Annotated in this window: 1 protein-coding gene; it reads left to right on the top strand. The window is 72.0% G+C overall.

The features are described from left to right. On the top strand, nucleotides 1-14,584 hold a 14,584-nt coding region (locus AB0K17_RS30270; protein WP_365984953.1), incomplete at both ends, for an amino acid adenylation domain-containing protein.

Genomic DNA, 14,584 nt, shown 5'->3' with positions numbered 1-14,584 from the left:
GGCCGTCGCATGGTCAACGCCTACGGTCCGACGGAGGCCACGGTGGCGGTGGCGATGAGCCGCCCGCTGTCCGGCACGCGAGCACCCGTGGGCGGTCCCGTCCCCGGCGTGCGGCTTCTCGTCCTCGACGAGTGCCTCGGTCTCGTCCCACCGGGCGTACCCGGCGAGTTGTACGTTGCCGGGCCCGGCCTCGCCCGGGGCTACGGCGGTCGCGTGGGCTTGACTGCCGAGAGGTTCGTGGCGTGCCCCTACGCCTCGGGTGAGCGGATGTACCGGACCGGCGACCTCGTGCGCTGGGCGGCCGACGGGCAGCTGGAGTTTCTGGGCCGGACCGACGACCAGGTGAAGATCCGGGGCTTCCGTATCGAGCCCGGTGAGGTGGAAGCCGTCCTGCGCACCCAACCTGGCGTGGCCCAGGCCGTGGTCGTGGCGCGCCGGCACCAGGACCATGACACCCGCCTCGTCGCCTACATCGTCCCCACCGCCGAACCGGTTGCCGAGCAGGTGGGGGAGTGGCAGGAGATCTACGAGTCGGTGTATGCCCGGCCGGGTTCGGAGGTGCTGGGCGAGGATTTCGCCGGCTGGAACAGCTCCTACACCGGTGAGCCGATACCGCTGAGCGAGATGCGGGAGTGGCGTGATGCTGCCGTGGCCCGTATCCGTGAGCGGCAGCCGCGGCGGGTGCTGGAGATCGGTGTGGGTTCGGGCCTGTTGCTGGGGCACGTAGCAGCTGAGACCGAGTCCTACTGGGCCACCGACTTCTCCCCGGCCGTCATCGACCGGCTGAGCGCACAGATCACCGCAGCCGGCTGGAACCACGTACAGCTGTTGTGTCGTCCTGCCGACGACTTCACTGATCTGCCGCAGGGTTTCTTCGACACGATCGTGGTCAACTCGGTCGTCCAGTACTTCCCCGACCACCACTACCTGCAGCGTGTCCTCGATCAGGCATGGCAGCTCCTCGCCGACGGTGGCCGGATCCTGATCGGCGACGTCCGCCACCGTGGCTCGGTCCGCGCATTCCACACCGCCATCCACGCCCCCCACGCCCCCGACACCAGCCACCTGCGCGCCGCGGTCGAACAAGCAGTGGTCACCGAGAAGGAACTCCTCCTCGACCCCGGCTTCTTCACCACCTGGGCCGCCGCCCGGAACCTCCCCATCGACGTCCGTCTCAAGCGCGGCACCGCTCACAACGAACTCACCCGCCACCGCTACGAAGTCACCCTCCACAAAACCCAACAAGCCACAGACGTATCTGCCCTCCCCACCCTCACCTGGGGTCAGGACATCACCACCCTGGACGACGCCACCGCCACCGCCACCACCCCCGGCCCCGTCCGCATCACCGGCATCCCCAACCCCCGCCTCACCGGCGAAGTCGCCGCCGCCGGGGCGCTCGCAGCCGGCCTGCCCGTATCCACCGTGCAGCACCGTCTGGCGGAGGACGGCCGGCAGGGCGCCGTCGATCCCGAGGCACTGGTGCGCCGGGCCGAGGAGCGGGGCCTGCGGGCAGTCGTCACGTGGAACCCGCAGCGGCTGGACGCCGTCGACCTGGTCCTCCTGCCCGGCGATGCCTCCGCCACCCTCACCGGCACCTACGCCCCGCCGCCCACCGAGCGGCCGCTCGCGGCCTACGCCAACGCTCCCGCCCGCGCCCGTTCCGCGGGCGAGCTGGTGACCTCCCTGCGGGCTGCGCTCTCCGCCCGGCTCCCCGCCCACCTCGTGCCGTCGGCGGTCGTCGCCCTCGACGCGCTGCCCCTCGCCCCCAGCGGCAAGGTCGACAAGTCGGCCCTGCCCGACCCGGCCCACGTCGTCGCGCCCTCGGGGCCGCGACGCGCACCGCGTACCCCGCAGGAGGAGATCCTCTGCACCCTCTTCGCGGGCGTGCTGGGCGTGCCCGTGGTGGGGATCGACGACGACTTCTTCGACCTCGGTGGGCACTCCCTCCTCGCCACCAAGCTCGTCAACAGGATCCGTTCCGCCCTCGGCGCCGAGGTGCCTCTGCGCACCCTCTTCGACGCCCCCACCGTGGCGCGTCTGGCCCAGGAGCTGCGCACCGGCGGGGCGGCCCGTACGGCGCCCGTGGCGCGTCCGCGACCCGCCGTCCTGCCGTTGTCGTTCGCGCAGCAGCGGCTGTGGTTCCTGCACCAGCTCGAAGGTCCGTCGGCGATGTACAACATCCCGCTCGCCCTTCGGCTGAGCGGCGATCTCGACACCGCCGCCCTCGCCGCCGCCCTCCACGACGTCGTGGCCCGGCACGAGCCGCTGCGCACCCTGTACCCGGACATCGACGGCCGGCCGCACCAGCTCGTCCTGCCGCCCGACGAGGCACATCTGCCCCTGCCGGTCGAGGACGTCGGGGCGTCCGGCGCTCGCCTGGACGCGCGCATCCGCGAGCTGGCCCACCACACCTTCGCGCTCGACCGGGACCTGCCCGTACGGGCCACGCTGCTCGGCGCCGGACCGGCCGCGTGGGTGCTGGTGCTCGTCGTCCACCACATCGCCAGTGACGGCTGGTCGATGACCCCGCTGGCGGAGGACCTCGCCACGGCGTACACGGCCCGGCTCCAGGGCCGGGCGCCGCAGTGGGCGCCACTGCCCGTGCAGTACGCGGACTACACCCTCTGGCAGCACGAACTGCTCGGTGATGACAGCGATCCCGACAGCCTCTTCGCCCGCCAGGCCCGCTACTGGACCGAGCATCTCGCTGCTCTTCCCGAGCTGGTGACCGTCCCCGCCGACAGGCCGCGGCCGCCCGTCGCCTCGTACGACAGCGCCATGCTGCCCTTCGCCCTCGACGCCCGCACCCACGCCGCCCTCAAGGAACTCGCCCGAGCCACCGACACCACCCTCTTCATGGTGCTGCACGCCGGCCTGGCCACCCTCCTCACCCGGCTGGGCGCGGGCACCGACATCGCCGTCGGCTCACCGATCGCCGGGCGTACGGACGAGCAGCTCGACGATCTCGTCGGCTTCTTCGTCAACACCCTCCTCCTGCGCACCGACACCTCCGGTGACCCCACCTTCACCGACCTTCTGCAGCAGGTCAGGGAGACGAGCCTCGCCGCCTTCACCCACCAGGACGTGCCCTTCGAGTACCTCGTGGAGAAGCTCAACCCGCAGCGCACCACCGCCCACCACCCCCTCGTCCAAGTCATGCTCACTCTTCAGAACACCGACGACGTCCGTTTCGACCTACCCGGGTTGCGGGCGCGGCTGGAGAACCCCGGTCAGAGCGGTCTGCAGTTCGACCTGCTCGTCAACATCGGCGAGACCTTCGACGAGGACGGCAGCCCGGCGGGGGTGAGCGGGTTCGTCGAGTACGCCACCGACCTGTACGAACCGGCCACCGTCGCGGCGTTCGGTGAGCGCTTCGGCCGGCTGCTCGCCGCCGCGGCGCAGCAGCCGGGGCGGCCCGTCGGCGCGCTGGACATCCTCTCCGGCGCCGAGCGCGCCCGGCTGCTGGAGTGGTCGGGCGCCGGAGGGACGGGGGCGCCGCCGCCCCTCACCCTGCCGCAGTTGTTCGACCGGGCCGCCCGCAGCACCCCGGACGCGGTCGCGCTCGTCGCCGGCGACCGCGAGATCCCGTACGCCGGCCTGGACCGCTGGTCGAACCGCATCGCCCACTGCCTCCTCCGGCAGGGCGTCGGCCCCGGGCACCGTGTGGCCCTGCTGATGCGGCGCGGACCCGCGCTGGTGGCCGCCCTCCTCGGTGTGCTCAAGACCGGTGCCGCCTACGTACCGGTCGACCCCGACTACCCCGCCGAGCGCCGGGCGCACATGCTCGGCGACTGCGCCCCCTCCGTCGTGCTCGACGACGCCTGGGCGCAGGAGGACCTCGGCAGGTTCCCCGCCACCGAGCCCGGCGTCGCCGTCGACCCGGCGCAGGCCGCGTACGTCATCTACACCTCCGGTTCCACCGGCCGGCCGAAAGGCGTCGAGGTCACCCACCTGGGCATTGCAGGGCTGGCCGCCGCCAAGCGGCAGGCGTTCGGGCTGGGAACGGGGGACCGCGTGCTGCAGTTCTCCCCGTCCAGCTTCGACGCGATGGTCTCCGAACTCGTCACCACCTTCTCAAGCGGCGCCACCCTCGTGCTGCCCGACCGCACCGGTCCGGCCGGCCCCGAACTCGCCGAGGTGATCCGCCGGCAGCGGGTGACGAACGCGACGCTGCCGCCCTCCGTCCTGGCCACCCTGGAGCTCGCCGACCGGGCCGCGGGCCATGCCGCCGACGGGGACGGGACCGGCGTCCTGCCCGGCCTGCGCACCCTCGCGGTGGCGGGTGAGGCCTGCCCGCCCGACCTGGCCGCGCGCTGGGCCCCCGGCCGCCGGATGATCAATGCCTACGGGCCGACGGAATCCACCGTCGGCGCCGCGATGCACGTCCTCACCGGCCACGACACGGCGCCGGTGCCCATCGGGCGCCCGCTGCCCGGCCTGTCCGCGTACGTCCTGGACGACCGGCTCGACCTGCTGCCGCCGGGCGTGCCCGGCGAGCTGTACGTGGCCGGACCCGGCCTGGCCCGCGGCTACCTCGGCCGCCCCGACCTGACCGCCGAACGGTTCCTCGCGTGCCCCCATGCCCCGGGCGAGCGCATGTACCGTACCGGCGACCTCGTCCGCTGGAACGCCCACGGCCGGCTGGAGTACCTCGGTCGCGCCGACGACCAGGTCAAGGTGCGCGGCTTCCGCATCGAACCGGGCGAGATCGAGGCCGAACTGCGCCGCGCGCCCGGCGTCGTCCAGACCCTGGTCACCGCCCACGAGCACCAGGACGGCGACAACCGCCTGATCGCGTACGTCGTACCGGAGGACGGAGGCCGGTTCTCGGAGGCGGCGGTGCGCGAGGCGCTGCGCGAGCGGCTGCCCGGGTACATGGTGCCGTCGGCGATCGTGCTGCTGGACGCCTTCCCGCTCACCCCGAGCGGCAAGGTGGACCGGGCCGCGCTGCCCGCGCCGGACTACGGCTCGGGTACGCGGCGGGCGCCGCGCACGCCGCAGGAGGAGATCCTGTGCGCGCTGTTCGCCGATGTCCTGGGCCTGGCGGAGGTGGGGATCGACGACGACTTCTTCGACCTGGGCGGGCACTCCCTGCTGGCCACCCGGCTGGTCAGCCGCATCCGCAGCGTGCTGGGTGCGGACATCGCCCTGCGGACGCTGTTCGACGTACCGACGGTGGCCGGCCTGGCCCGGCACGTAGGCGGCCGGTCGGACACGGCCCGTACCGCCCTTGCTCCTCGTCCGCGCCCGGGCGTCCTGCCGTTGTCGTTCGCGCAGCAGCGGTTGTGGTTCCTGTACAAGTTCGAGGGGCCGTCGTCGACGTACAACATGCCGCTCGCTCTTCGGCTCACCGGGCAGTTGGACGTGGCGGCGTTGGAAGCCGCGCTCAACGACGTGATCGCGCGGCACGAGCCGTTGCGGACGGTCTTCCCCGACACCGACGGCCTGCCTCGGCAGCACGTCCTCACCCCGCAGGAGGCGCGGCTGCGGCTGCCTGTCGAGGACGTCGCGGAGCAGGAGCTCGCAGCCCGCATGGACGAGGTCGCCCGCCATCACTTCGCGCTCGACCGGGAGATGCCGGTCCACGCCCGGCTGCTCGCCACCGCTCCCGGCGTCGCCGTGCTCGTCCTCGTCCTGCACCACATCGCGGGCGATGGCTGGTCGATGGGACCGCTGGCCGACGACCTCGCGAGCGCGTACGCGGCCCGCACGCGGGGCGGTGCGCCGCAGTGGGCTCCGCTGCCCGTGCAGTACGCGGACTACACCCTCTGGCAGCACGAACTGCTGGGCCACGACAGCGATCCCGACAGCGTCTTCGTCCGTCAGGCCCGCTACTGGACCGACCACCTCGCCGGTCTGCCCGAGCTGGTGACCGTCCCGGCCGACCACCCGAGGCCGCCCGTCGCCTCCTACCGGGGGGCAGAGTTCCGGTTCGCCTGGGACGCACGGACGCACGCGGCACTGCGGGAACTGGCGCGGACCAGTGACACCACCCTCTTCATGGTGCTGCACGCCGGCCTGGCCGCCTTGCTGACCCGGCTGGGCGCGGGCACCGACATCGCCGTGGGCTCACCGATCGCCGGGCGTACGGACGAGCAGCTCGACGATCTCGTCGGCTTCTTCGTCAACACCCTCGTGCTGCGGACGGACACCTCCGGCGACCCGAGCTTCACCGACCTGCTGGAGCAAGTGCGGGAGACCAGCCTGGCGGCCTTCACCCACCAGGACGTGCCGTTCGAGTACCTCGTCGAGAAGCTCAACCCGCGCCGCACGACCGCCCACCACCCCCTCGTCCAGATCATGCTCGCCCTGCAGAACAACGCCGACGTCCGCTTCGGACTCCCAGGACTCCACACCCGCCTCGAACACCCCGGCCCCGGCGGCTCCCAGTTCGACCTGACCGTCAACCTGGCCGAGACCTTCGACGCCGACGGCAATCCCGCCGGGCTCACCGGCACCATCGACTACGCCACCGACCTGTACGCACCCGCCACCGTCGAGGCCCTGGCCGCGCGGTGGGCGCGCCTCCTCGACGCGGCGGCAGCCGCACCGGACGAACCCGTCGGCGCGCTGCCCGTGCTCACCACCGCGGAGCACGAACTCCTGCTCACCCACTGGGGCACCAACAACGACCCCGCCGCACCCCTGCCCCTCCCGGCACTGATCGAACGGCAGGTCCGTGCCACCCCCGACGCCACCGCGGTGACCGACGCCGCCGGCTCCCTCACCTACGCCGAACTCGACGCCCGGTCCAACCGGATCGCCCACTGGCTGCTGCGCCACCACCTGGGCAGCGAAGGGATCGTGGCCCTCGCCGCGCCCCGAACCGCCCTCCACGTCACGGCCGTCCTCGGCATCCTCAAGGCCGGAGCGGCCCACCTGCCCGTCGACCCGGACTATCCGGCCGAGCGCATCGCCACCATGCTCGCCGACGCCGCACCGGCCGTGCTCCTCACCACCCGCGGGATCGCCGAGCGCCTCCCGGCCGGCCTGCCCACCGAGGTCGTCCTCCTCGACGCCCCGGCCGTCGCCGCCGAACTGCGCGACCAACCGGACTCCGACGCGCTCGACTCCGACGCGCTCGGCGCCAACCCGCTCGACGCCGACGCGCTCGGCGCCGGCCTGATCGGCGACGGGCACCCGGCGTACGTCATCTACACCTCCGGCTCCACCGGGCACCCCAAGGGCGTCACCGTCACCCACGCCGGCCTGCCCGCACTCGCCGCCACCCTGGACCGCTTCGCCATCACACCCGGCAGCCGGATCCTGCAGTTCACCTCGCCCAGCTTCGACGTGTCGGTGATGGAACTGCTGATGGGCTTCACCGCCGGCGCGACCCTCGTCATGCCCGGCACCGACCGCCTCGCGGGGGACGAACTCGCCCGCATCCTCGCCGACCAGCGCATCAGCCACCTGTTCATCCCGCCCTCCGTCCTGCAGACCCTGCCGCCCGGCACCGAGGACGCCCTGCCCGACCTCGCCTGCGTCGTGGTCGCGGGCGAGGCCTGCCCGACCGAACTCGTCCGGCGCTGGGCGCCCGGCCGCCGGATGGTCAACGCCTACGGGCCCACCGAGACCACGGTCTACGCCACCACCAGCGGACCGCTCACCGGAGCCGGCGCCCCCATCGGCCGCCCGGTGACCGGCACCCGCGTCCACGTCCTCGACGACCGGCTGCGGCTCGTCCCACCGGGCGTGCCCGGCGAGCTGTACGTGGCCGGCCCCGCCCTGGCCCGCGGCTACCTCGGACGCCCCGGGCTCACCTCCGAACGGTTCGTCGCCGACCCGTACGCCACCGCGCCGGGCGAGCGCATGTACCGCACCGGGGACGTCGTCCGCTGGAACGCCGACGGGCAGCTGGAGTACCTCGGCCGGGCCGACGACCAGGTCAAGGTGCGCGGCTTCCGCGTCGAACCCGGCGAGATCGAGGCCGAACTGCGCCGCACACCGGGAGTCCTCCAGGCCCTCGTCGTCGCCCGCGACCATCAGGACGACGACAGGCGTCTGGTCGCGTACGTCGTACCGAAGGACGGAGGCCGGTTCGTGGAGGCGGCGGTGCGCGAGGCGCTGCGCGAGCGGCTGCCCGGGTACATGGTGCCCTCGGCGATCGTGGCGCTGGACGCCTTCCCGCTGAGCCCGAACGGCAAGGTGGATCGCGCCGCGCTGCCCGCGCCGGACTACGGCCCGGGTGCGCGGCGGGCGCCGCGCACGCCGCAGGAGGAGATCCTGTGCGCACTCTTCGCCGAGGTGCTGGGCCTGGCGGAGGTGGGCATCGACGACGACTTCTTCGACCTGGGCGGACACTCCCTGCTGGCCACCCGGCTCGTCAGCCGCATCCGCCGCGCCCTGGGCGCCGAAGTGCCCCTGCGCACCCTCTTCGACGCACCCTCCGTCGCCCGGCTCGCCCGCCACCTCGCCACCGGCGACGTACGCGCCGCGCTCACCCCGCAGCCGCGGCCGGAGCGGCTGCCGCTGTCGTACGCGCAGCAGCGGCTGTGGTTCCTGCACAAGTTCGAGGGGCCGTCGTCGACGTACAACATGCCGCTCGCTCTTCGGCTCACCGGGCAGCTGGACGTGGCGGCGCTGGAGGCCGCCCTCAACGACGTGATCGCCCGCCATGAGCCCCTGCGCACCCTGTTCCCCGAACGGGACGGTCACCCCTACCAACACGTCCTCGCCCCGCAGCAGGCACGGCTCGACCTGCCGGTCGAGCCGATCGCCGAACCCCGGGTCCGGCAGGCGGTGGAGGAGACCGCACGCCTCGGCTTCCGCCTGGAGCACGAGATGCCGGTACGGGCACGGCTGCTCGTGCTGGGCCCGCAGGAGTCGGTGCTGGTGCTGGTCATTCACCACATCGCCGGTGACGGTTGGTCCATGGGGCCGCTGGCGCGGGATGTGGTGGCGGCGTACGGGGCGCGGCGGGCGGGGGGCGTCGAGCCGGAGTGGTCGGCGTTGCCGGTGCAGTATGCGGATTACACGCTGTGGCAGCGTGAGGTGTTGGGGGAGGAGTCGGATCCGGGGAGTCTGTTCGGGCAGCAGTTCCGGTACTGGGAGGAACGGCTGGCCGACCTGCCGGACGAAGTGACCGTCCCGGCCGACCGGCCCCGGCCCGCCATGGCCTCGTACGCCGGCGACGCGATCCGCGTCGACCTCGATCCGCAGACACACGACGCCCTGCGGCAGCTGGCGCGCTCTTCGGGCACGACGCTGTTCATGGTGCTGCACGCGGGGCTGGCTGCGCTGTTGACCCGGCTGGGCGTGGGCACCGACATCGCGGTCGGCAGCGGAGTGGCGGGACGCACGGACGAGGCCCTCGACGATCTCGTCGGATTCTTCGTGAACACGGTGGTGCTGCGGACGGACACGGCGGGGAACCCGTCGTTCGGTGAGCTGTTGGAACGGGTGCGGGAGTCGAGTCTGGCGGCTTTTGCGCATCAGGAGGTGCCGTTCGAGTACCTGGTGGAGCGTCTCAATCCGCAGCGGTCGGCGGGGCGGCATCCGCTGTTCCAGGTGGCGCTGGTGCTGCAGAACAACGAAGAGGGCCGCTTCGACCTGCCGGACCTGCAGGTCCGCACCGAACCCCTCGGCACCGGCACCTCGAAGTTCGATCTCACGGTAAGCGTTTCCGAGACCTTCGACGAGGCCGGCCGCCCGGCCGGCGTCACGGGCTTCGTGGAGTTCGCCACCGACCTGTACGAGCGGAGGACGGTGGAGGCCTTCGCGGCGCGGTGGGTGCGGCTGTTGGGGGAAGCCGCGGCGGAGCCGGGGCGGGCGATCAGTGCCCTGCCGGTTCTCACCGAGGACGAGTGGGAGCGCCTGCTCGACGACTGGGGTCTCGGTGGTGATGCCGGGCTGCAGCAGACCTGGCCTGCCCTGTTCGAGGAGCGGGTGCGGGCTGACGCCGGCGCGGTCGCCGTGGTGGACGGGGATATCAGCTGGACGTATGGCGAGCTCGATGCCCGGGCGAATCGCATTGCGTGGTGGTTGATTGAGCGTGGGGTTGGTCCGGAGGATGTGGTGGCGGTGTCGGTGCCTGCGGGTGCGGGGCAGGTGGCGGCGGTGCTGGGCGTGCTGAAGGCGGGGGCGGCGTACTTGCCGGTGGATGTGGAGTATCCGGCGGAACGCATTCGGCAGGTGCTGGATGATGCGGGTGCCCGGGTTGTTCTTGACGCATCTTCCTTGGCCGAGGCGTTGGAGAGGCAGTGCGACTCCGGGCCTGGGGTGCGGGTGTTGCCGCAGTGTCCGGCGTATGTGATCTATACGTCGGGTTCGACGGGGACGCCGAAGGGTGTGGTGGTCTCGCACGAGGGATTGGCGGGATTGGCTGCAGGGTTGCGGGAGCGGTCGGCGGTTCGGCCGGGTGCGCGGGTGTTGCGGGCTGCGTCGTTGAGTTTCGATGCGTCGGTGTTGGAGATGTTGCTGGCGTTGTCGTCGGGTGCGGCGTTGGTGGTGGCGACGGATCGTGGACAGCTGGCGGGGGAGGAGTTGGAGTCCCTTCTGTCCGGTAGTGGGGTTACGCATGCCTTCTTGCCGCCGTCGGTGCTGATGTCGCTGCCTGCCGGTGCGTCGGAGCGGTTGTCGCGGCTGGAAACGCTGATTGTCGGTGCGGAAGCATGCCCGCCGGAGGTGGTCGCCGCCTGGTCGCAGGGGCGTCGCATGGTGAATGCGTACGGTCCGACGGAGGCCACGGTGGCGGTGGCGATGAGTCGCCCGTTGGCGGGAGAGCGCGCGCCGGTGGGTGGCCCCGTTCCCGGAGTGCGGCTGCTGGTGCTCGATGAGCGGCTGGGGCTGGTTCCGCCAGGCGTGCCAGGTGAGTTGTATGCGTCCGGGCCTGCTCTGGCCCGTGGCTACGGTGGTCGTGCCGATCTGACTGCCGAGAGGTTCGTGGCCTGTCCTTATGCGCCGGGTGAGCGGATGTACCGGACCGGTGACCTGGTGCGGTGGGCGGGCGACGGTCAGCTGGAGTTTCTGGGCCGGACCGACGACCAGGTGAAGATCCGGGGCTTCCGTATCGAGCCCGGTGAGGTGGAAGCCGTCCTGCGCGCCCAACCGGGCGTGGCCCAGGCCGTGGTCGTGGCGCGCCGGCACCAGGAACACGACACCCGCCTCGTCGCCTACATCGTGCCGTCCGGCTCGGACGACGGCGGCGACAGCGCGTCCGCCGGAGAGCAGGTCGACGAATGGCAGGAGATCTATGAGTCGGTGTATGCCCGGCCGGGTTCGGAGGTGCTGGGCGAGGATTTCGCCGGCTGGAACAGCTCCTACACCGGTGAACCGATACCGCTGCCTGACATGCGGGAATGGCGCGATGCTGCCGTGGCCCGTATCCGTGAGCGGCAGCCGCGGCGGGTGCTGGAGATCGGTGTGGGTTCGGGCCTGCTGCTGGGGCACGTAGCAGCTGAGACCGAGTCCTACTGGGCCACCGACTTCTCCCCGGCTGTCATCGACCGGCTGAGCGCACAGGTCGCCGGGGCCGGCTGGGATCATGTGCGGCTGTTGTGTCGTCCTGCCGACGACTTCACTGATCTGCCGGCGGGTTTCTTCGACACGATCGTGGTCAACTCGGTCGTCCAGTACTTCCCCGACCACCACTACCTGCAGCGTGTCCTCGATCAGGCATGGCAGCTCCTCGCCGACGGTGGCCGGATCCTGATCGGCGACGTCCGCCACCGTGGCTCGGTCCGTGCCTTCCACACCGCCATCCACGCCGCCCACGCGCCGGATACCAGCCACCTGCGTGCCGCGGTCGAACAAGCAGTGGTCACCGAGAAGGAACTCCTCCTCGACCCCGGCTTCTTCACCACCTGGGCCGCCGCCCGGAACCTCGCGGTCGACGTCCGCCTCAAGCGCGGCACCGCTCACAACGAACTCACGCGCCACCGCTACGAAGTCACCCTCCACAAAACCGCAACCGCAACCGACGTATCTGCCCTCCCCACCCTCACCTGGGGCCAGGACATCACCACCCTGGACGACACCACCGCCACCGCCCCCCGTCCCGTCCGCATCACCGGCATCCCCAACCCCCGCCTCACCGGCGAGGTCGCCGCCGCGCGGGCGGTGGCCGGCAGTGCGCCGGTGCAGCGCATCCGTGAGGTGCTGGCAGAGGTGCCCGGGGACGCAGGGCCGGACCCGGAGGCGGTTCACCGCTGGGCCGCGCAGCAGGGGTGCCGGGCGCTCCTCACCTGGAACCCCGAGGAGGTGGACCGGTACGACGCGGTGCTCGTCCCGTACTCCGACGAGGCCCAGGCGTTCACAGGGACGTACGTGCCCGTCACCGACCGGCCGTTGTCGGTGCTCGTCAGCGACCCCGCCCGCGCCCGCAGTACCGGCGACCTGGTCACCGACCTGCGGCACACGCTCAAGGAGGTGCTCCCGGCCCACCTCGTGCCGTCGGCGATCGTCGCCCTCGACGCCTTGCCCCTCACCACCAGCGGCAAGGTGGACCGTGCCGGGCTGCCCGCGCCGGACTACGGCTCGGGTACGCGGCGGGCGCCGCGCACGCCGCAGGAGGAGATCCTGTGCGGGCTGTTCGCGGAGGTACTGGGCCTGGCGGAGGTGGGCATCGACGACGACTTCTTCGACCTCGGCGGACACTCCCTCCTCGCCACCAAGCTCGTCAACAGGATCCGCACCACCCTCGGCGCCGAAGTGCCCCTGCGCACCCTCTTCGACGCCCCCACCGTGGCCCGGCTGGTACGACAGCTGCGGAGTGCCGTCGCTCCTCGTACCGCCCTGTCGCCGCGTCCACGTCCGGCCCACCTGCCGTTGTCGTTCGCGCAGCAGCGGCTGTGGTTCCTGTACAAGTTCGAGGGGCCGTCGTCGACGTACAACATGCCGCTCGCTCTTCGGCTGGCCGGACAGTTGGACGTGGCGGCGCTGGAGGCCGCCCTCAACGACGTGATCGCCCGCCACGAGTCGTTGCGGACGGTCTTCCCCGACACCGACGGCCGGCCCCGGCAGCACGTCCTCACCCCGCAGGAGGCACGGCTGCGGCTGCCCGTCGAGCAGGTCGCCGAGGGGGAGGCCGTCCGCACCCGGACCCATGAGATCGTCCGGCACGGTTTCGCTCTCGACCGGGAGATTCCGTTCCGCGCCCGCCTGCTGTCCGTGGGCAAGGGGACGGAGGTATGGGTGCTGGTGCTCGCCCTGCACCACATCGCGGGCGACGGCTGGTCCTCCGGGCCGCTGGCACGCGATCTGGCCGTTGCCTACGCGGCACGTGTGGCGGGTGAAGTGCCGCAGTGGGCGCCGCTGCCCGTGCAGTACGCGGACTACACCCTCTGGCAGCACGAACTGCTGGGCGACGACAGCGATCCCGACAGCGTCTTCGCCCGTCAGGCCCGCTACTGGACCGACCACCTCGCCGTTCTCCCCGAGCAGGTGACGCTACCGGCCGACCGGCCGCGACCGCCGGTCGCCTCGTACGACAGCGACACTCTCTCCTTCTCGCTCGACGCGCGGGCGCACGCGGCGTTGAGAGAGCTGGCGCGTACGAGCGGCACCACCCTCTTCATGGTGCTGCACGCGGGCCTGGCTGCGCTGCTGACCCGGCTGGGCGCAGGCACCGACATCGCCGTCGGTTCGCCGATCGCCGGGCGTACGGACGAGGGGCTGGACGACCTGGTCGGCTTCTTCGTCAACACCCTCGTGCTGCGGACGGACACCTCCGGCGATCCCACGTTCGCCGAGCTGCTGGAGCAGGTCCGCGAGACGAGCCTCGCCGCCTTCACCCACCAGGACGTGCCCTTCGAGTACCTCGTCGAGAAGCTCAACCCCCGCCGGACGGCCGCCCACCACCCCCTCGTCCAGATCATGCTCGCGCTGCAGAACAACGCCGACGTCCACTTCGAGCTGCCCGGGCTTCGTGCGCAGTACCAGGACCCGGGCGCCGGAGGCTCGCAGTTCGATCTGACCCTGAGCTTGTCGGAGTCCTTCGGCAACGCGGGCGATCCGGCCGGTGTTCAAGGTGTTGTGGAGTTCGCCAAGGATCTGTACGAGCGAGGGACGGTGGAGGCCTTCGCGGCGCGCTGGGTGCGGCTGTTGGCAGGTGCCGCAGCCGCACCGGGCCGGCCGATCAGTGCCCTGCCGGTTCTCACCGAGGACGAGCGGGAGCGCCTGCTCGACGACTGGGGTGTCGGTGGGGATGCCGGGCTGCAGCAGACCTGGCCGGCCCTGTTCGAGGAACGGGTGCGGGCTGACGCCGGCGCGGTCGCCGTGGTGGACGGGCACACCAGCTGGACGTATGCCGAGCTCGATACCCGGGCGAATCGCGTCGCGTGGTGGTTGATCGAGCGTGGGGTCGGTCCGGAGGACGTGGTGGCGGTGTCGGTGCCTGCAGGCGCCGGGCAGGTGGCCGCGGTGCTGGGCGTGTTGAAGGCGGGCGCGACGTACGTACCCGTGGATGCCGACTACCCCGCCGAACGCAACCGCCGGCTGCTCGCCGACGCCGACGCCACGGTCGTTCTCGACGACTCGGCTCTGGCCGAGGCGCTGGCGATGCAGTGCGACTCCGGGCCTGGGGTGCGGGTGTTGCCGCAGTATCCGGCGTATGTGATCTATACGTCGGGTTCGACGGGGA

Origin of the sequence: Streptomyces sp. NPDC049585 (assembly GCF_040675615.1) — a bacterium.
Lineage (GTDB): Bacteria > Actinomycetota > Actinomycetes > Streptomycetales > Streptomycetaceae > Streptomyces > Streptomyces luteosporeus.
The sequence above is the reverse complement of the archived record's forward strand: the minus strand, read 5'-3'. Positions and strand labels throughout refer to the sequence as shown.